Source organism: Mesorhizobium sp. CU3 (assembly GCF_006442965.1).
Lineage (GTDB): Bacteria > Pseudomonadota > Alphaproteobacteria > Rhizobiales > Rhizobiaceae > Mesorhizobium.
This window is the reverse complement of the sequence record NZ_VFWX01000005.1, coordinates 59,955-79,987: the sequence shown is the minus strand read 5'-3', so window position 1 is coordinate 79,987 and position 20,033 is coordinate 59,955. Positions and strand designations below refer to the sequence as shown.

The 20,033-nt window shown below is 64.6% G+C and carries 12 protein-coding genes; 5 read left to right on the top strand and 7 right to left on the bottom strand.

From position 1 onward, the window contains the following. Nucleotides 1-89: 89 nt before the first annotated feature. Complete coding sequence (locus tag FJ988_RS09675) at nucleotides 90-1,055, bottom strand: sugar-binding transcriptional regulator (RefSeq protein WP_140816902.1); 966 nt, start codon at nucleotides 1,053-1,055, stop codon at nucleotides 90-92. A 204-nt stretch (nucleotides 1,056-1,259) separates the two neighbouring features. Between FJ988_RS09675 and FJ988_RS09670 the strand changes: the two genes are divergently transcribed. From FJ988_RS09670 to FJ988_RS09650, 5 genes are all read left to right on the top strand, one after another. Beyond that, nucleotides 1,260-2,900 (top strand): acyl-CoA synthetase, encoded by a 1,641-nt coding sequence (locus FJ988_RS09670; protein WP_140816901.1) that lies wholly within the window; start codon nucleotides 1,260-1,262, stop codon nucleotides 2,898-2,900. 446 nt (nucleotides 2,901-3,346) lie between these two features. Continuing rightward, on the top strand, nucleotides 3,347-3,952 hold the full coding sequence (locus tag FJ988_RS09665) for a TetR family transcriptional regulator (protein WP_140816900.1): 606 nt from the start codon (nucleotides 3,347-3,349) through the stop codon (nucleotides 3,950-3,952). Between the two features lie 53 nt (nucleotides 3,953-4,005). Then, the gene (locus FJ988_RS09660) at nucleotides 4,006-5,148 is read left to right on the top strand and encodes an efflux RND transporter periplasmic adaptor subunit (RefSeq protein WP_407067756.1); all 1,143 of its coding nucleotides are present in this window, start codon (nucleotides 4,006-4,008) and stop codon (nucleotides 5,146-5,148) included. Nucleotides 5,149-5,388: 240 nt separating this feature from the next. Beyond that, complete coding sequence (locus FJ988_RS09655) at nucleotides 5,389-8,541, top strand: efflux RND transporter permease subunit (protein WP_140816898.1); 3,153 nt, start codon at nucleotides 5,389-5,391, stop codon at nucleotides 8,539-8,541. 193 nt (nucleotides 8,542-8,734) lie between these two features. Beyond that, on the top strand, nucleotides 8,735-10,090 hold the full coding sequence (locus FJ988_RS09650; protein WP_140816896.1) for an LLM class flavin-dependent oxidoreductase: 1,356 nt from the start codon (nucleotides 8,735-8,737) through the stop codon (nucleotides 10,088-10,090). A gap of 60 nt (nucleotides 10,091-10,150) precedes the next feature. Here the strand turns inward: FJ988_RS09650 and FJ988_RS09645 are convergent, their stop codons facing one another. From FJ988_RS09645 to FJ988_RS09620, 6 genes are all read right to left on the bottom strand, one after another. Further along, a complete protein-coding gene (locus tag FJ988_RS09645) occupies nucleotides 10,151-11,860 on the bottom strand; it encodes an APC family permease (protein ID WP_140816895.1) in 1,710 nt (569 codons plus the stop codon). Between the two features lie 252 nt (nucleotides 11,861-12,112). Further along, entirely contained in the window at nucleotides 12,113-14,482 is a 2,370-nt protein-coding gene (locus tag FJ988_RS09640; protein ID WP_140816894.1) for a DUF1989 domain-containing protein, read from the bottom strand. A gap of 354 nt (nucleotides 14,483-14,836) precedes the next feature. Beyond that, nucleotides 14,837-15,457 carry a sarcosine oxidase subunit gamma gene (locus FJ988_RS09635; protein WP_140816893.1) on the bottom strand — a complete coding sequence of 207 codons (621 nt, stop codon included), beginning with the start codon at nucleotides 15,455-15,457 and terminating at the stop codon, nucleotides 14,837-14,839. Beyond that, a complete protein-coding gene (locus tag FJ988_RS09630; RefSeq protein WP_140816891.1) occupies nucleotides 15,450-18,431 on the bottom strand; it encodes a sarcosine oxidase subunit alpha in 2,982 nt (993 codons plus the stop codon). The genes FJ988_RS09635 and FJ988_RS09630 overlap by 8 nt, the downstream gene beginning before the upstream one ends. Next, nucleotides 18,431-18,706 carry a sarcosine oxidase subunit delta gene (locus tag FJ988_RS09625; RefSeq protein ID WP_140816889.1) on the bottom strand — a complete coding sequence of 92 codons (276 nt, stop codon included), beginning with the start codon at nucleotides 18,704-18,706 and terminating at the stop codon, nucleotides 18,431-18,433. Before FJ988_RS09625 ends, FJ988_RS09630 begins: the two co-directional genes overlap by 1 nt. Nucleotides 18,707-18,721: 15 nt before the next feature. Further along, nucleotides 18,722-19,975 (bottom strand): sarcosine oxidase subunit beta family protein, encoded by a 1,254-nt coding sequence (locus FJ988_RS09620; RefSeq protein WP_140816887.1) that lies wholly within the window; start codon nucleotides 19,973-19,975, stop codon nucleotides 18,722-18,724. Nucleotides 19,976-20,033: the final 58 nt, after the last annotated feature.

The window sequence follows — 20,033 nt, the reverse complement described above, 5'->3', positions numbered from 1 at the left end:
GTGCAGCGGTTTTCGGACGACATCATGCTCTATCACTTTGATTTAGAATCGGATGATTTGAGGTCGATTCGACCTCAAATCATCCGATTCTAGGATGCTTTTTTGCCGGCTTCGCCTGCCTGCTCGAGCAGGCGCTCGGCCATATGCGCGCCGATCACCAGATGCGTGCAGAGCCCGCCGGCGAGTGCCGCGAGCAACGGCTCGAATTTCGTGTCTTCCTGCACCACCATCAGCCGCTTCTCGATGGAGCGCAGCGAGCCAAGCTCGGCGGAGATGACGCGCCGGTTGTAGCTGCAGTCGAGCGCTTCGCCCCTGACGTCGATGATCTGTCCGGCGATGACGCCGGCAGCGCCCCGGCCGCGCAGCGCCGCCATCTCGGCCGGATCGAGCGCGCCGCATTTGACCACGTGGCTGTCGGCGTCCACCGTGCCGACCGAAAACAGCGCAAGGTTGCAATCCCCGATGCCGGCCAATTGCTCGCGGATCACCGGCTCGGCGCGCAGGCTTTTCGCCAGCTCTTCCGTCGACAGCACCAGCGGCGCGTAGAAATTCAAGCCCTTGGCGTTGAGCCGCCGCGCGATCTCCATGGTGCACTGGTCGGGCCGGTAGGAATAGGGCGCGCCGAGATTGCCGCAGAGCTGCACCACGGTGACGTCCTGCAGGTCGGCGAAGGACATAATGTCGGCGATGGTGTAGACGGTGCGGCCCCAGGCGACGCCGATGCGATCGCCCTTCTTCACAAGTTCCAGGAAGACGCTCGCCGCCAGCACCGCAATGTCGGTCGAGGGGTCGGCGAGATAGGCGTTCGCCGGCGCGATCCAGACGGCGTCGAGGCCGAGAGCGTCCTCCAGCTTGCGCGCCATGACGTCGTCGGTGAAGAGCTGCGTCGAGGTCGAGATGTTGACGATGCCGGTCTCGCGTGCCTTGCGCAGGTACATGGCGACCGAAGCCCGGGAAATGTTGAGCTGGGTCGCCACTTCGTCTTGGCGAAGGCCATGCGCATAGTAAAGCCAGGCGGCCTTGTGGATGAGCTGTTCTGCCGGTCTGATCGCCATGCCGTCTCCTCGGCTGACATTAGTCACGGCTCTCGACAAAAGTCAAATTTGGCCCGACCGGTCGCGATCGCCTGTCAGTATGGCGCCGATAGGATCGCCATTCCACCAAGCGGGCGCATCCTAGCATTTTCAGCCGCCGGAGGGGGATAGCGTGACGGCGGGCCTAAGGTTAGAAAGCTCGAAAAGAACTTTGGGGAGAACGGGATGGCCAATCCCTATGAGCAGGATCTCGACAGGAACGCCGCTAACCATCAGCCGCTGACGCCGCTGACCTATCTTCAGCGCGCGGCCAAGACCTATCCCGATCATGTCGCCATCATCCATGGCAGCCAGCGCATCACCTATCGCGAGTTCTGGCGCCGCTCGCTGAAGCTTGGCTCGGCGCTTGCCAGGCGCGGCATCGGCAAGGGCGATACGGTGACCGTGATGCTGTCCAACACGCCGCCGATGCTGGAAGCGCATTTCGGCGTGCCGATGACCAAGGCGGTGCTGCATTCGCTGAACACACGCCTCGACGCCGCCGTCATCGCCTTCCAGCTCGACCATGCCGAGACCAAGGTGCTGATCGTCGACCGTGAGTTCTCGGGCGTGGTTCGGGAAGCACTGGCCTTGGCCAAGGTGAAGCCGCTGGTCATCGACTATGACGATCCCGACTACGCCGCCGACGCGCCCTATCAGAAGGGCGAACGGATCGGCTCGCTCGACTATGAGGATTTCCTCGCCGGCGGCGACGAGACCTTCGCCTGGTCGATGCCGGATGACGAATGGGACGCGATCTCGCTCAACTACACCTCCGGCACGACAGGCAATCCGAAGGGCGTCGTCTACCATCATCGCGGCGCGGCACTGATGGCCTACACCAACACCATCCATGCCGGCATGGCCAAGCACGCGGTCTATCTGTGGACGCTGCCGATGTTCCACTGCAACGGCTGGTGCTTCCCCTGGACGCTTGCGGTACAGGCCGGCACGCATGTCTGCCTGCGCTGGGTGCGGGCAAAGCCGATCTACGATGCCATCGCCGATCACGGCGTCACCCACCTCTGCGGCGCGCCGATCGTCATGTCGGTGCTGATCAACGCCAGGGACGAGGACAAGCGCGCGTTTCCGCAGACCGTGACCTTCAACACGGCCGCGGCGCCCCCGCCGGAGGCAGTGCTCGCCGGCATGGCCGATGCCGGCTTCGCCGTCACCCATCTCTACGGCCTGACCGAGACCTACGGCCCGGCCGTCGTCAACGAATGGCACAATGAGTGGGACGCGCTGGAGAAGGGCCCGAGGACGGCCAAGAAGGCGCGCCAAGGCGTGCGCTACGCTTCGCTCGAAGGCCTGACGGTGATGAACCCGGAAACGATGGTCGAAACGCCCGCCGATGGCGAGACCATCGGCGAGGTCATGTTCCGCGGCAACATCGTCATGAAGGGCTATTTGAAGAACCGCAAGGCGACAGACGAAGCCTTCGCTGGCGGCTGGTTCCACTCCGGCGACCTCGGCGTCATGCATCCGGACGGCTACATCCAGCTCAAGGACCGCTCCAAGGACATCATCATCTCGGGCGGCGAGAACATCTCCTCCATCGAGGTCGAGGATGCGCTCTACAAGCATCCGTCGGTAGCCTCCTGCGGGGTCGTGGCGCGCGCCGACGAGAAATGGGGCGAGGTGCCGGTGGCTTATGTCGAGCTGAAGCCCGGCAAGGCCGCGACCGAGGCCGAGATCATCGAGCACTGCCGAGGGTTGCTGGCTCGCTTCAAGGTGCCGAAGGCGGTGGTGTTTGCCGAGATACCGAAGACGTCGACGGGGAAGATCCAGAAGTTCCGGCTGCGGGAAATGGCGAAGGGGGTCTAGTTCGCTCCTTGCAACGTGGCCGTGACGTCGACAGTTTGCGCCAGCATCCGTGACGTCGTCATCCCAGGGTGGAGCAGCCGCGAAGCGACGTCGCGGAATCCCTAGGATCCATGCCGTGACTTCGCGGCCGTGCTCCGACGGTTGAGAACAGCTTGCAACGGACCGGCCGTTCCGACGGCGTAACCTATTGATCCGGCTTCGTTCTTTGACAAATGTCACGGCATGGATCCTCGGGTCTGCGCGCGTCGCTTCGCTCCTTGCTCCGCCCGTGGGTGACGATGTCACAAGCGTCAATGGCTAATCGTCAGCGTAACCATCGCCGGCCCCACCAACTGTCACCATCTGTCACCAACCATACACGTACGTCGATTTCGCGTTGACTCTCCCTCGCTTTCGTTTTACGACTGACGAAAATTGAAATTCGTCACTCATCAAACGAAAGCGCCATGTCCGAAGCCGCCAACATCATTGCCGATCCCGCCAGGCAGGAGAATGTGACGCGCATTCTCGACTGCGCCGAGCGGCTCTTCCGGCACTATGGCTACGGCAAGACCAATGTCGCCGACATCGCCCGCGAGCTCGGCATGTCGCCGGCCAACATATACCGCTTCTTCGCCTCGAAGGTCGAAATCCACCAGGCCGTCTGCGGCCGCATGCTCGGCGCCAGCTACAAGATGGCCTACGAGATCATGCACCTGCCGATCAGCGCCGAGGAAAGGCTGCGGCGCTACATCCACGCCCAGTACAAGATGACGCTGGAGGTCATGCTCGACGAGCAGAAGGTGCATGAGATGGTCATCGTCGCGCTGGAGCGCGACTGGGGTGTGATCGACAAGCATGTCAACAGCATCCACGACCTCTTCGCCGAGGTGATCCGCGACGGCATCGAGGCCGGCGAGTTCAGAAATCAGGATCACGAAGCCGCCGCGCGCTGCTTTGGCGCGGCCACCGTCATCCTATGCCATCCGCAGATGGTCGCGCAGTGCCTCGCCAAGACCAATCGGGCGATGCCCGACGAGCTTATCGACTATGCCATCAGGGCCTTGAAATAGAAGCTGTCGCCTGGGCGGCAAATAATCTCCAGTTCGGGAGTGCTAAGGTGTCTTTGTCCAGTTCCATCCTCCGCAAACTGCCGGCCGCCGGACTTGTCGTCGCGGCGCTCGGGCTTGCCGCCTGCAGCCAGGAGAAGGCAGCACCGGTCGCGGAGGTCATCCGTCCGGTGAAGGTCGTCGAGATCGGCGAGGCCGAGACGACCCGTCAGCTCGACTATTCCGGTTCGGTGCGTGCTCGCGTCGAAATGAATCTCGGCTTCCGCGTCGCCGGCAAGGTCACCGAGCGCCTGGTCGATATCGGCCAGCACGTGAACTCGGGTGACGTGCTCGCCCGCATCGATGCGTCCGATTACGAGCTGTCCGTTAAGAGCGCCGAGGCAAGCCTCGATGCCGCCGAGCGCCAGGTCGAGACCGTCGACCTCGCCAGGACGCGCGCCGAGCAGCTCTACACCAAGAACTTTGCGCCGAAGTCGCAGCTCGACCAGGCGCGGTTGACCTACGATCAGGCGGTGGCGACGCGCGATGCCGCCCGCTCGACGCTGGCCCAGGCGCAGAACCAGGTCCAGTACGCCGATCTCAAGGCGACCAAGGATGGCATCGTCACTGCTGTTTCAGCCGATGTCGGCCAGGTCGTCGCCGCCGGCACGCCGGTGATGACGGTCGCCGTCGACGGCGAAAAGGAAGTGTCGATCGCGGTGCCGGAAATGGACATTACCGGCTTCAAGCCCGGCAAGCAGGTCAAGGCGAGCTTCTGGTCGGATGAAGGGCTTGCGCTCACCGGCAAGGTGCGCGAGGTCGCCGGCAGCGCCGATCCGCAGTCGCGCACCTTCGCCGTCCGCGTCTCGCTGCCCAACGACCCGCGCGTGCTGCTCGGCATGACCGCCAATGTCGAGGCGACCGTCGCCAGCAATGCGCAGCTCGTCTCGATCCCGCTGACCGCGATGGCTGAAAAGGACGGCAAGCAGATCGTCTGGACCGTCGACCGCTCGAGCGACACTGTCCATCCGCGCCCGATCAAGGTCGCCAGCTTCACCGCCGACGGCGTCGCCGTGGCCGACGGCCTGAAACAGGGCGATGTGGTGGTGGCGGCCGGCACGCAATTCATGACCGAGAATTTGAAGGTCAAACTTTCAAGCGACGCACAGCAATCCGCCTCTGCGGAGGACGACGTCGCCACGACTGGCAGCCTGCACTAACCAGGCGCAACGAACGCCTTTCCCGCTCTTGCGGCATCGAGCCGCGAGCCGGGGAAGGCATGGGTTCCGGGCGGCGGACGCCCGATCGCGGGATGCCGGCATGTTGGCTTCCCCCGCGGCAGTGCCGCGTTCCCGCGATTGCGTTTCTCTCTCCGCCTCAGGGGTCGCGCCGCCCGGAAACCCGCCCGAGAAGATTTCTGAGCATGCCACGCGTGCGACCAATTGAACTGGACTTGCGCCATGACCACCACCGATAACGGTACCGAAAAGCGGCCCTTCAACCTCTCGCGCTGGGCGATCGGACATCCAAGCATCGCGCGCTTCCTGTTCGGCCTCATCATCCTGGCCGGCGTGCTCGGCCTGATGCGCATGGGCCAGAAGGAAGATCCGGATTTCACCTTCCGCGTCATGGTGGTGCAGGCGATCTGGCCGGGCGCCTCGATCCAGGACATGGAGGACCAGGTCGTCAACAAGATCGAGCGCAAGCTGCAGGAAACGCCGCATCTCGATTTCGTCCGCTCCTACACCCGCGCCGGCAGCGCCATCATCACGCTCCAGGTCAAAGGCGACACCGATGCCGCGGAGGTGAAGGACGCCTTCTACCAGGTGCGCAAGAAGGTCGGCGACATTTCGAGCGACCTGCCGCAGGGCCTGCTCGGGCCTTACTTCAATGACGAGTTCGGCGACACCTTCATCACGCTGCATTCGATCAGCGGCGACGGCTTCACCTATCCGGAGCTGAAGAAGTTCGCCATCCAGGCGCGCGACATGCTGTTGACGACGCCCGGCGTCGAGAAGGCCGTCATCATCGGCGACCAGCCGGAGAAGATCTATATCGACGTCTCGTCCAAGGCGCTGGCCGAACGCGGCCTGACCATTCTCGACCTGCAGAACGCCATCAAGGGCCAGAACAATGTCGACCCGGCGGGCTCGGTCGACACCGGCCTGCGCTCCGTGCGCATCTCGGTCGAGGGCGACGTCACCAAGGCCGCCGACATTCGCGAGCTGCGCCTTCGATCCGGCAGCCAGGTGACGCGGCTCGGCGACATCGCCACTGTCTCTTCCGGCCTCCAGGATCCTTACGACAACAAGTACCTGTTCAACGGCCATGAGAGCGTCCAGCTCGGCGTCGTCATGGCCAAGGGTTTCAACGTCAGGGATGTAGGTAAGGATGTCGAGGCGACCTATCAGCGCTTCGAGGCAGGCCTTCCTTATGGCGTTTCGGTCGATCAGATTTCCGATCAGCCCGAGGTCGTCAAGGACGCGGTGAGCGAATTCATGGAGGCACTCGGCGAAGCGCTGCTCATCGTGCTTGCCGTCTCGCTGCTGTCGATAGGCTGGCGTTCCGGCCTGGTGATCGCGATCGCCATCCCGCTGGTCTTGGCCGCCACCTTCGCCATCATGTATGAGATCGGCATCGACCTGCAGCGCATTTCGCTGGGCGCGCTGATCATCGCGCTCGGTCTTCTGGTCGACGACGCCATGATCGTCGTCGAGATGATGGAGCGAAAGCTCGAGGAAGGGCTGGTCAAGATCGAGGCGGCAAGCTTTGCCTACACCTCGACCGCCTTCCCGATGCTGACCGGCACGCTGATCACCACGGCCGGCTTCATCCCGGTCGGCTTCGCGGCATCCACCGCAGGCGAATATGTCCGCACGCTGTTCTATGTCGTCGGCATCGCGCTGGTCGTGTCTTGGTTCGTCGCGGTCTATTTCACGCCGTGGCTGGGCTACATGATCCTCAAGCAGCGCAAGCATGCCGGCAGCCATCACGATGTCTTCGACACCGGCTTCTACCGCCGCCTGCGCGCCACGGTTACCTGGGCGGTGCGCCACCGCATCGTTGTTCTGGTGATGACGCTGGTCACCTTCGCCACCAGCCTCTGGGCCTTCCAGTTCATCCCGCAGAACTTCTTCCCGCAATCCTCGCGGCCAGAAATCCTGGTGGATCTCTGGCTGCCGGAAGGCACCTCGATCAAGGAGGTCGAGAAGCAGGCCAGGACGTTCGAATCGCGGATGATGGACGATCCCGACAAGCGCTTCATCGCCACCTACATCGGCGAGGGCGCGCCGCGCTTCTTCCTGCCGCTCGACCAGCAGCTGAGGAACCCGAACTTCGCCCAGCTCCTGGTGATGGCCAAGGACGAACCGGCGCGCGAGCGGCTGATCGTCAAGATGCGCAAGATCCTGGCAGATGATTTTCCCTCGATCCGCGGCAAGGTCGATCGCCTGTTCCTCGGTCCGCCGACCGGCTGGCCGGTGCAGATGCGCGTCATGGGTCCGGACCGCCAGGAGGTGCGCCGCATCGCCGATGAGGTGAAGGCCAAGTTCCAGGCCAACCCGCTGCTCGGCGCCATCCATGACGACTGGCTGGAGCCGGTGCCGGCGATGAAGCTGGTCATCGACCAGGACCGTGCCCGTGCATTGGGCGTCACCTCGCAGCGCATCCGCCAGATGCTGCAGACGGCGATGTCCGGCGCGCCGCTTGACGACTTCCGCGACGGCGAGGAGACGGTCTCGATCGTCGCCCGCGAGCCGGCGGCGACGCGCAAGCTGCTGTCTTCGGTGGACTCCGTCTACATCCCGACCGACTTCGGCGGCACGGTGCCGTTGTCGCAGGTCGCCAAGGTCGTGCCTGTCATGGAGCAGGGCATCGAGTGGCGGCGCAACCGTCTGCCGACCATCTCGGTGCGCGCCACGCTGCCGGACAGCGTGCAGTCCAACGACGTCGTCACCAAGATGTACAACGACATGAAGGATCTGCGTGCGAGCCTGCCTGCCGGCTATCAGATCCAGATCCAGGGCGGCGCCGAGGACTCGGCCGAGAGCCAGGCTTCGATCGCGGCCAAGGCGCCGATCATGCTGGCGATCATCGTCGTGCTTCTGATGATCCAGCTGCAGCATTTCGGCAAGGCGATGCTGGTGCTGGCCACCGGTCCGCTCGGCATCATCGGCGCCGCGGCGGCGCTGCTGATCAGCGGCGCACCCTTCGGCTTCGTCGCCATCCTCGGCGTCATCGCGCTCCTCGGCATCATCATGCGCAACTCGATCATCCTCGTCGACCAGATCGACCAGGACATCGCGGCCGGCATGGAACGATCGGAGGCGATCGTGGGCGCCGCCGTGCGCCGCTTCCGGCCGATCATGCTGACGGCGCTGACCGCTGTGCTGGCGCTGATCCCGATCTCGCGCGCCGTCTTCTGGGGGCCGCTCGCCTATGCTATGATGGGCGGCATCCTGGTCGCGACCGTGCTTACCATCCTGGTGCTACCCGCCGGCTATGCGCTGTTCTTCGGCCGTGAGAAGAAGAAAGCCAAGACGGACGAACAGGCGCCGGAGCCGGAGCAGATCGAAGGCATCGAACGGCCGCAACTGGCGCTCGCAGCAGAGTAAGGTGGCAACCTTAAATCATCCGCCATCGGTGCAGGCCGGTGGCGGATGATGCTTATCGGAGGCTCCAGCGCGGAGCGAAAAATGCTCCGCGCGGAAGTTTCGGCAAAACAGAATTCCTTTTCACGACCTTGATGCGGGCCGATCCTGCGCCGATATCGGAGCGGAAACGCTCGTCATCGCTGGATCATTCCCTATGGCTGAACAACGTCAATTGCGGCTCGGCGCCTTCATGCGCCCGGTCAGTCTTCACACCGGCGCCTGGCGCTATCCGGGCGCCTATCCCGACGCCAACTTCAACTTCGCACATCTGAAGCGCTTCGCGCAGACGCTCGAAGCCGCCAAGTTCGACGCCTTCTTCATGGCCGACCACCTGGCCGTGCTCAACATGCCGATCGAGGCGCTGCGGCGCAGCCACACGGTGACGTCCTTCGAGCCGTTCACGCTGCTCTCAGCGCTCGCCGCCGTCACCGACCATATCGGCCTGGTGGCGACCGCATCGACCACCTTCGACGCGCCCTATCACATCGCCCGGCGTTTCGCCTCGCTCGACCATATCAGTGGCGGCCGCGCCGGCTGGAACATCGTCACCACCTCCAACCCCGACGCCGCGCTGAACTTCGGCCTCGACGAACATGTCGAGCATGACGAGCGCTACCACCGGGCGCGCGAATTCTACGATGTCGTCACCGGCCTGTGGGACAGTTTTGCCGACGACGCCTTCATCCGCGATGCGGAGACCGGCCTCTACTTCGATACTTCGAAACTGCATATGCTGGACCACAAGGGCGAGCATCTGTCGGTGCGCGGGCCGCTCAACATCGCGCGGCCAATTCAGGGTTGGCCGGTCATCGTCCAGGCCGGCGCTTCGGATGCCGGGCGGCAGCTAGCTGCCGAGACGGCGGAGGTGATCTTCGCCGCCCATGCCGATCTGGCTGCCGGCCAGCGCTTCTTTGCCGACGTGAAGGGCCGCGCGGAGAAACTCAGCCGTGCCCGCGACGACATCAAGATCCTGCCCGGCGCTTTCGTCATCGTCGGCGACAGCGTCGAGGAGGCGCGCGCCAAGCGGGCGAAGCTCGACAGCCTGGTCTATTACGAGAGCGGCATCGCCTCCTTGTCGATCGCGCTCGGTCACGACGCGTCCGGTTTCGACCCCGATGGTCCGCTGCCGGAAATCCCGGAGACCAATGCCTCGAAAAGCAGCCGCGAGCGCGTCATCGAACTGGCGCGCAACGAGAAGCTCACCGTCCGCCAGCTGGCGCAACGGCTGGGCGGCTATTCCGGCCTCGCCTTCGTCGGCACCGCCAAGACGATCGCCGACGAGATGGAGGAATGGCTGCTCACCGACGGCTCGGACGGCTTCAATGTCATGTTCCCCTATCTTCCCGCCGGCCTGGACGATTTCGCCGAGAAGGTGGTGCCGGAGCTGCAGCGGCGCGGCATTTTCAGGCGCGAATACGAGGGATCGACGCTGCGCGAGAATCTCGGCCTGAAGCGGCCGCCGAACCGGTTCTTCGAAGGCTCCCACGCGACGTCTCGCAAGGCCGGCTGAGCAGGGCGCAAAACAAACGGGCGCGCCTAAGCGCGCCCGCTTCTCTTCTAGCCTTGGCTCTCAGATGACGAATATCCAGTTGGCTACCAGCATCACGATCACGCCTGCAATCAATGTAAGGTAGGGCAGCATGCCGGCCTTCTTGACCGAGAGATCGGCGCCCGCCATGCCGAGATCGGCCAGCATGTGTTCGGGGAACTTGCCGCCGTCCTGGATGTAGTGGCGGAAGCAGAACACCGGGATGATCAGCGCCGCGGTGATCAGGCCGGCCCACAGCGCCATCGGGTTCCACACTTTGGCGCCGGCGCCCATGAAGATCGCATTGACATAGGCGAAGATCGCGCCGATGCCGAGCAGCCAGGTCGGCGCCCGCCATGGACGGTTGATATGGCCGTTGTCGATGCGATGGATCCAGCCGGCATTGAGGTTCAGGAAGTTGAAGATGATGTAGCCGCAGTTCGACACGGCGAGGATGAAGAAGAAGCTCGTCGCGTCGGCCGAGGCGATGGCCAGCACGATCAGGTTGAAGCAGAGGTCGGTCCACATCGCACGGGTCGGCGCGCCATGCTCGTTGACGTGGCTGAGATAGCGCGGCAGCCAGCCGTCGACCGAGCCCTGGTAGAGCGTGCGCGAGGAGCCGGCCATCGCGGTCATGATGCACAGCACCAGCGCCAGGATCATCAGCATCACCAAGAGGCTGTGGATGATCTTGCCGCCATGAACCATGCCGGCCAGCGCGTCGGCGACGCCCGAGCCGTCGACGATCGGCGTCGCCAGCATGCCGTTCAGGCCCAGCACGCCCTGGAAAGTGAAGGGCACCAGGATGAACAGAAGCATGCAGAGCAGGCCGGAATAGAAGATCGCCTTGAAGGTGTCGGTGCCGGGGTTCTTGAACTCCGACGTGTAGCAGACGGCGGTCTCGAAGCCGTAGGTCGACCATGCGGCGATGAACATGCCGCCGAGCACCAAGGTCCAGCCGGCGATGTTCCACGAGCCGGGGTCAGGCGCGTAGGCTGCGGCCAGCGGCACCAGTGGCGAAAAGTTGGCGTAGTTGATCTGGCCGGTGACGATCGGCACGACGCCGACGATCAGCATCGGGATGATGACCAAAAGGCCGATGTATTTCTGCACGTTGGCCGTGCCGAGGATGCCGCGATGCTGGATCGCGAAGATGATCAGCATCAGCACAGCGCCGATGAAGAAGGTGGCGTTGAGCGTGAAGGACACCGGACCCAGCGTATGGCCCCACAGCGTCCAGTTGCGGATCGCCGGCGTCGCGGCGGCGGTTACCGCGGCGATGGCGTCGGCCGGCGCGGTTCCGGCATGCGCGGCGATATAGGCGACGACCTCCGGCGATGTGTCGCTGAACACCGGGATCGGCGCCAGCGCATTGAGGATATAGGCGGCGGCGATCGAGCAGCCGAGCGACAACACCGGCGACCAGGCGAACCAGTTGCACCACACCGACAGCGGCGCGATGAATTTCGAGTAACGCAGCCAGGCGGTGGCGCCGTAGATCGAGGCGCCGCCCGACTTGTTCGGGAACAGGCCGGCGATCTCGGCATAGGTGAAGGACTGCAGGAAACCCATGATCATGGACACCGTCCAGATCAGGAAGGCCAGCGTTCCGGTCGTGCCGGCAATGCCGCCGATCGAGAACAGGACCAGCGCTGGAACGCCGCTCGCCACCCAGAAGGCACCACGCCAGTCGATATGCCTGAGCAGCTTGCTTTCGGCAGGCTGCTCCAGGGCCGTGCTTATCGTGCTCATATGTTTGTCTTCCCCTTTTTGCTGTTCCCCGCCGGTGTCGCTTCGGCTTCGCGAAGCTTGTCCCCCGGCAAACATCAGTCACCGCTGTCGTGTTTCCACTCAGTCGTATTTTTTTCTTAACAGTGAACATTGATCCGGCGCGCTTTCGCGTCAAGCATTTTGTGAATGTCGTGCACATCACGCTTGCGAAACTTCGAGCGCCCGTCGCCGGTGGCGGCCGGCGACGGGGCGGACATCGCCTTGGGAGGCGTATCAGGAACGCGGCTTGGCCTTCTGCGGATCGTAATGCGCGAAGGCGACGACTCGCGCCGGCAGCCGCTTGGCATGGCCGTCGAGCTTGCCGATCTCGACCTCCGTGCCGATCGCGGCATGGGTGACGTCGAGCCTGGCCAGCGCGATATTCTTGCCGAGCGCCGGTGAACGCATGCCGGAGGTGACGACGCCGATCTGGGCGCGGCCGACATGCACGCAGTCGCCATGGCCGACCGGGATGTTGGCGTCGATGTCGAGACCGACCAGCTTGTGCTGCGGATGCTCCTTGCGCCGGATCAGCGCGTCTCGGCCGATGAAGTCGTCCGCCTTAGTCTTCAAGGGCACGGTGAAGCCGATGCCGGCCTCGAACGGATCGGTCTGGTCCGAGAACTCGTAACCGGCGAAGATCAGCCCCGCTTCGATGCGCACCATGTCGAGCGCCTGCAGGCCCATCGGCTTCAGCCCATGCGGCTGGCCGGCTTCCCAGACCGCGTCGAACACCTTTTCGGCGTCGCGCGGATGACACCAGATCTCGTAGCCGAGTTCACCCGTATAGCCGGTGCGCGAGACCACGACCGGCACGCCGTTGCCGCCGCCGATGCGGGCGACCGCGAAACGGAACCATTCGAGCTCGCCGATCGAGGGCTGCACCGGCGAGGTCCAGACGACCTCCTTCAGGATGTCGCGGCTCTTCGGTCCCTGCACGGCGATGTTGTGCATCTGGTCGGTGGACGAGCGCACCAGCACGTTGAGGCCGAGCTTCTTGGCGGTCTCGCGCAGCCATTCGCCGGACAGATCGTCGCCGCCGACCCAACGGAAATTGTCCTTGCCGAGCCGAAGCAGCGTACCGTCGTCGATCATGCCGCCATGCTCGTAGCACATCGCCGTGTAGACGACCTGGCCGACACCGAGCTTCTTGACATCGCGGGTCAGCGTGTATTGCAGCAGCACTTCGGCATCGGGTCCGGTGACCTCGAACTTGCGCAGCGGCGACAGGTCCATGATCACCGCATCCTGCCGGCAGGCCCAGTATTCGGCGATGGCGCCCTCCTTGGCGAAGGAGTTGCCGAGCCAATAGCCGCGATATTCGACGAAGTCGCGCGTGTGCTTGGCAAAGCTCGAATGAAAGGCGGTCTCGCGGGTCATCTTCGGTTCCGAATAGGGTGTCATGCGTCTGGCGATCGCTCGCGAGAATTTGTGCTGGCCGGAATAGGTTCGCACATGGATGTCGGTGAGGTCCCAGCCGTTGGAGGGCGTAGTGTCGTCCGGGCAGGCCGAGGACACGCAGACGATGTCGGTAAGCGCGCGCAGGAGCACATAGTCGCCTGGGCGAGACCACGGCTCGTCCGACACCATCACGCCATGCGCGTCGATCGCCGTGTTGAAGAAGAAGTTGATCGCCATCCAGCCGGCGCGGGGCGTGACACCTTTGTCGGCCAGCGCGCCGTTGAAATTCTCCGAGCAGTTGGTGTGGCCGGGATAGCCGATGTCGTCGTAATATTTGGCCGCGCAGGCGAGCGCGAAGGCGTCGTGCCGACCGCATGTGTCCTGCACCACCTCGACCAGCGGCTCCATGTCCTGGTCGTAATATTTCGAATGCAGGCCGGGCATCGGATAGGCAGCGCCCATCAGCGTACGCGTGGTCGTCACATCGAGCGGCAGGTCGCGGCCCTTGTCGAGCTTGCGCGCTGAAAAACACTGGAAGTCGGTGCACTGCCGGCCGTCGACATCGATGATCTGCAGATAGTCGCCCGCCTTAACGAAATAGGATTCGGCGGTTGCCGATTTCACCCGAAGATCGAGTACCGGATCGGCAAGTGGATCGGCAAGCTGCCCTCTCGTCTTCAGCCGGATCGTGGCGCGGCGCACGATCACGGTCAGCGGCGTCGCGGTGTTGTGGCCGTCGACCAGCATCGGCCCGCCTGGCGCCGCGACCAGCAGCGCGCCGTCGCGAGCGACGGCGAAGCTCTGCTCGGTGCCGGCCGGCGTCGCGCCGCCGAACACGCGCACGGCTTTCGGCTGGTCTAGCTGTACCTTGCGCCGCTCGAGGCTGAGCCGCAGCGCCGCAAGGCTGTCGTCGCCCTCGACGAGCAGCGCCTTGATGCCGGCCGCATTGCTGTTCGAACGCTCGCCAAAGATGCTCGGATCGGTGACGCCTGACTTGTCCCAGGCCAGCAACTCGCAAGGTTGGCCGCCTTCGACATTGGTGACGCTGACGCTGTCGCCGGGCTCGACGTCGATCAGCACCGCGCCATTGCCTTGCACCGTGTAGCGCTCGAGCCCTGGCGGCAGCGCAATCTGGCCGGGTCGCAGGATGAGGCTGGGCTTGGGTGGCCCGGACACGACGGCAGGGTAGGGCGATTGGCTCATCTCAAACCCTCCTCCGGGCGAGAAACAAGTTTGCCTAGAGGTAAAATTATTTTCGTTGAGAGAATAGCAGTCAGATGGCGTTTGGCAAGGCAGGGGTGGCGCTCTCGGTGCGATCGCCGCAGGCTGATTTTGCCAGCATGCTTATTTTTCGAACGTCGGCGCTGCCCCTCATCTGGCTGCCGCCATCTTCTCCCCGTAAGCGGGGCGAAGGGCGCTGCCGCCGCCGATTTCGCCAATCGCCAACGCAGGAGATTGGGCGCCGGCGTTGCGGCCAGCCCCTTCTCCCCGTCACTATACGGGGAGAAGGGGCTGGCAGGCAGATGAGGGGCAGCGCCGACATCTCCGATTGGTGATCTAAAACTCCTCGGAATGGCCGATCGTCACGCCATACTCCGCAGCGGAATCGAGAATGGTGTGCCACAGGCTTTCGGCAAAAGTCGCGAACACCAGGAGATTGAACGCCGCTTGTCCGCCCCGATCCGCGCCGCGCCACAGCGTGACGCTGGTGTGATCCATCGAGGTCGCCGCTGCCGCGCCTACGCCGAACACATCGGGGTGCAAATCGATCGACGAGAGCTTTGCCAGCATCGCGCGCGCCTTCTCACCTGAAACGCTGATCAACGCCCGCGCATGCGATTGGTCGGACAGCGAAGCCGAACCGGCAAAGATCGGTCCGAGCGCTTCGATCGTATGCTTGCCACCCTTGGACAGCACAAGAAACTGATCCGGTCCAGACCAGATCAGCGTCGCATCCGCAGCGCCGACCGCCTCCGGCTTATCCGGCGCTGCGACGCCGAAGCGCGTCTTCGCGGCCTTCGCCATCTCGCCCGCCTTGCCGCGACGCGCCATCACCTGCACGAGGTCGAAATTGCGGATCTCGGTCAGCGTCACGCCGGCTTCGCCTTGCGCGCCATACGGTCCCGCGACCAGCGCGCGGTCGAGCGGGCTGCGGACGTCCCAGGAAAAATCAGCCACGCTGGCGCCCTCCATCCGGATCGTAGAAGACGGGATTGCAGAGTTCGACATCATAGTCCTCGCCGCGCAGCGGGTCATGCGCATGCACGATCTCGCCGATCCGCTCGCGGCCGCGTTCGACCAGACCGAGCCCGATCCACTGGTCGAGCACGGGCGAGAAGCAGACCGACGTGACATAGCCCCGGTCGTTGTCCGGCCCGGGTGTCTCGCCCTTCGGGATGATATGCGCGCCGGAGCGGAGTCGCCGCGCCTTGTCGACCGGCTTGATGCCGACGACGACCTGCCGGTCCGGCGCGACCAGCGCCTCGCGGCCCGCCATGACGCGGCCGATAAAATCCTTCTTGGTCGACATCATCTTGCCGAGGCCGAGATCGCCCGCCGTGGTGGTGCCGTTGAGCTCCGGTCCGGCGACATGGCCCTTTTCGACGCGCATCACGCCGAGCGCTTCGGTGCCGTAAGGCGTCACGCCGAACGGCTTTCCCGCGATCATCAGGTTGCGCGCCATCGCTTCGCCGTAGCGCGCCGGCACCGAAATCTCGAACGCCATCTCCCCGGAGAAGGAGATGCGGAACAGCCTGGCCTTCAGGCCGCCGCGCAGCGCGACCTCGCGCGCGCCCATGAACGGGAAGCCTTCGTTCGACAGGTCTTCCGCCGGATCAACGATCTCCCTCAAGAGATCGCGCGTCTTCGGGCCGGCGATCGAGAACTGCGCCCACTGGTCCGAAACCGAGGTCAGCTGCACGTCGAGCTCGGGGAACAGCACCTGGCGGCAGAATTCCAGATGCTGCATCACCAGCCCCGCCTTGGCCGTCGTGGTGGTCAGGAAATAATGGTCCTCGGCCAGCCGCGACGTGGTGCCGTCGTCATAGACGATGCCGTCCTCACGCAGCATCAGTCCGTAGCGCGCCTTGCCGACGGGGAGGCTGGAGAAGGCGTTGATGTAGACGCGATCGAGGAAGGCGCCGGCGTCAGGGCCGTGCACGTCGATCTTGCCGAGTGTCGAGACATCGCAGAAGCCGACGCCGGATCGCACCGCATTGACCTCGCGCGTCACCGATTCCAGCCAGTCCTTCTCGCCGGGGCGCGGATACCATTGCGCGCGCTTCCACAGGCCGGTGTCGACGAAGACAGCGCCCTGTTCGGCCGCCCAGTGATGCGACGGCGTCAGCCTCGTCGCGTGGAAGTTTTCGTCGCGATGGTGGCCGGCGAAGGCGCCGATTGCGACCGGCACATAGGGCGGCCGGTAGATCGTCGTGCCGGTCTCGGGAATCGATTTGCCGCTGACCGCCGCCATGATGGCGAGGCCGGCGACATTCGACGTCTTGCCCTGGTCGGTCGCCATGCCGAGCGTCGTGTAGCGCTTCAGGTGCTCGACGGATTCAAAACCCTCGCGCTGCGCCAGCTCGACATCGGAAGCGGTGACGTCGTGCTGCTGGTCGACGAAGGCCTTGCCCTTGCCGGCGACATGCCAGAGCGGCGTCAGCGAGAAAGCCTCGTCGTCGGCGACCGGCATGGAGCCGACATTGCCGCTGCGCCCGGCATCGCGTGCGGCCGCAGCACCTGCCTCGAACCCTTCGCGCAGGCAGGCGCCGAGGCCGAAGGCACCATTGGCCGCGCCCGCCGCGACCATCCCGGGCGGCGCGCCATCCGGCACGAAGGCGGCGATGTCGTCGCGCCATTTCGGCCGGCCGCGATGATAGGAGGTGAGGCCGACAGCCGGGTTCCAGCCGCCGGACACAGCTAGTCCGTCGGCCTCGACTTCGGCGCGGGCGCCGCCGGTCAACGACACCGAAATCTTGCGCACGCCGTTCTTGCCGCCGTTGACGCCGACGACGGAACCGTGCAGCACCGGGAAGCCGCCCTTGCTGGCAAGCGAGCGATGCGCCGGCGAAACGTCCGGCCGCGCATCGATCACCGCCGCCACTTGCAGTCCGGCGGCAATCGCCGTCTCGGCGGTGCGCCAGCCATCCTCGTTGTTGGTGAAGAGCGCGATGCGTTTCGCCGGCGTCGCGGCGTAGCGGCTGATGTAGCTGCGCATCGCCGACGCCATCATCACGCCCGGCGTGTCGTTGCCGGCAAAGACGATCGGGCGTTCGATCGCGCCGGCAGCTACTACGCAACGCTTGGCCACGATGCGCCACAGCCGCTGGCGCACCTGGTGTTCCGGCGGCATCGGCAGATGGTCGTTGACGCGCTCGATCGCGCCATAGGTGCCCCCGTCATACACGCCGAACAAAGTCGTGCGCGTCATGATGCGCACATCCGGCATCGCGGCGAGTTCGGCAAGCGTGCGCGCAACCCATTCCGAGGCCGGCAGCCCGTCGATGGTGCCGCCATCGGCAAGCAGCCTGCCGCCGGGGACGAAATCCTCTTCGCACAGGATGACGCGCGCACCGCTGCGGCCTGCCGCGAGCGCGGCGGCGAGACCGGCGGGTCCTGACCCTGCGATCACCACATCGCAATGCGCCCAGGCTTTGTCATAGTGGTCGGGATCGGAAACCTGGGCGGCGCGGCCGAGGCCGGCGGCACGGCGGATCGCCGGCTCGTAGATCGCTTCCCAGAATTTCGCCGGCCACATGAAGGTCTTGTAGTAGAAGCCGGCGACAAAGATCGGCGCAAACAGCTGGTTGACCGCCATGACGTCGAAATTGAGCGACGGCCAGCGGTTCTGGCTGGCGGCTTCGAGGCCGTCATAAAGCTCGGCCGTCGTCGCCTTGGTGTTCGGCTCGCGCCGTGCGCCGCTGCGCAACTCGACCAGCGCGTTCGGCTCTTCCGAGCCGGCGGTGAGAATGCCGCGCGGCCGGTGATACTTGAACGACCGGCCGACCAGCTTGACGCCGTTAGCGACCAGCGCGGAAGCCAGCGTGTCGCCCTTGAAGCCGGAAAAACTCTTGCCGTCGAAGCGGAAATTCAGCGATGCCGAGCGGTCGATGAGGCCGCCGGACGCGAGACGGTTTGCCTGGTCCGCAGCCATCACGCACCGACCTTGGCGGCGCCGGCGCCCGCCGCCGGCTCGACGGCCGAAATCTCATGCGTCAGCGTGTTGCGCGTGACCTTGAGCCAGGCCCGGCAGCCGCCGCTATGATACCAGTGTTCGCTCATCACCCCGGCGACGTTGTCGCGCAGATAGACATAGTCGTAGACGGCCTCCTCGCCTGCGTCGGCCACGGGGCGCTGCGGCTTGGCGTCGCCGAGATAGGTGAACTCGCCGAGTTCGCGTTCGCCGCAGAAGGGACAGGTGATACGCATTGACTGTGCCCGTCCTCAGTGCAGGTTCGGTTGGGCGCCCTGGCCCTTCTCGTCGATCATGGCGCCGCGCTGGAAGCGGTCCAGGCGGAAGCGGGCGGCCTCCTTGTGCGATTGGTCGCGCGCCAGAAGATGGGCGAAGACGAAGCCCGAGCCGGGCGTTGCCTTGAAGCCGCCATAACACCAGCCGGCGTTGATATAGAGGCCCTCGACCGGGCTCATGTCGATGATCGGCGTGCCGTCCATCGACATGTCCATGATGCCGCCCCATTGGCGCAACAGCCGCACGCGGCCGATCATCGGGATCAGCGCCATGCCGCCCTCGCAAACATCCTCGACTACCGGCAAATTGCCGCGCTGGGCATAGGAATTGTAGCCGTCGATGTCGCCGCCGAAGACCAGGCCGCCCTTGTCGGACTGGCTGACATAGAAATGCCCGGCGCCGAAGGTCATGACATTGGGCAGCAGCGGCTTGATGGCTTCCGATACGAAGGCCTGCAGCACATGGCTTTCGATCGGCAGCCGAAGCCCCGCCATCGCCGCGACGCGCGAGGAGGAGCCCGCCACCGCCATGCCGACCTTGCCCGCGCCGATTTTTCCACGCGAGGTTTCGACCCCTGTCACTTTGCCGTTGCCATCCCTGACAAAACCGGTGACTTCGCAGTTCTGGATGATGTCGACGCCGAGTTCGCTCGCCGCATGGGCGTAGCCCCAGACCACGGCGTCATGCCGCGCCGTGCCGCCGCGCCGCTGCAGCAGCCCGCCCTGGATCGGGAAGCGCGCATTCTCGAAATTGAGGAAGGGCATCATCTTGCGCAGCGCCGCCTGGTCTAGCAGTTCGGCGTCGATGCCGTTGATGCGCATCGTGTTGCCGCGCCGAGCGAAGGCGTCGCGCTGCGCGTCGGAATGATAGAGGTTCAACACGCCGCGCTGGCTGACCATGGCGTTGTAGTTGAGATCCTGCTCCATCGTCTCCCACAGCTTCATCGACAGTTCGTAGAAGCCGGTATTGCCGGGCAGGCCGTAATTGGAGCGGATGATGGTGGTGTTGCGGCCGGCATTGCCGGAGCCGATCCAGCCCTTCTCCAGCACCGCGACGTTGCGGATGCCGAACTCGCTGGCGAGGAACCAGGCCGTCGCCAGCCCGTGGCCGCCGCCGCCGATGATCACCACGTCGTAGCGATCCTTGGGTGCTGCGTCGCGCCAAGTCGGCTTCCAGGTCTTGTGGCCGGAAAGGGCGGCGCGGGCGAGCGAGAAGATCGAATATTTCATAAGCTCATTCCGGGATCGCTCGCGCCGCTGGGACTTTTAGTGGCGCATCGGATTTGTC

Bases quoted from the DNA above. Each gene is read 5' to 3' on its own strand.
- FJ988_RS09645 (WP_140816895.1), bottom strand. From the start codon at position 11,860: ATGAGCACGATAAGCACGGCCCTGGAGCAGCCTGCCGAAAGCAAGCTG.
- FJ988_RS09670 (WP_140816901.1), top strand. From the start codon at position 1,260: ATGGCCAATCCCTATGAGCAGGATCTCGACAGGAACGCCGCTAACCAT.
- FJ988_RS09640 (WP_140816894.1), bottom strand. From the start codon at position 14,482: ATGAGCCAATCGCCCTACCCTGCCGTCGTGTCCGGGCCACCCAAGCCC.
- FJ988_RS09630 (WP_140816891.1), bottom strand. From the start codon at position 18,431: ATGGCTGCGGACCAGGCAAACCGTCTCGCGTCCGGCGGCCTCATCGAC.
- FJ988_RS09655 (WP_140816898.1), top strand. From the start codon at position 5,389: ATGACCACCACCGATAACGGTACCGAAAAGCGGCCCTTCAACCTCTCG.
- FJ988_RS09665 (WP_140816900.1), top strand. From the start codon at position 3,347: ATGTCCGAAGCCGCCAACATCATTGCCGATCCCGCCAGGCAGGAGAAT.
- FJ988_RS09650 (WP_140816896.1), top strand. From the start codon at position 8,735: ATGGCTGAACAACGTCAATTGCGGCTCGGCGCCTTCATGCGCCCGGTC.
- FJ988_RS09625 (WP_140816889.1), bottom strand. From the start codon at position 18,706: ATGCGTATCACCTGTCCCTTCTGCGGCGAACGCGAACTCGGCGAGTTC.
- FJ988_RS09675 (WP_140816902.1), bottom strand. From the start codon at position 1,055: ATGGCGATCAGACCGGCAGAACAGCTCATCCACAAGGCCGCCTGGCTT.
- FJ988_RS09620 (WP_140816887.1), bottom strand. From the start codon at position 19,975: ATGAAATATTCGATCTTCTCGCTCGCCCGCGCCGCCCTTTCCGGCCAC.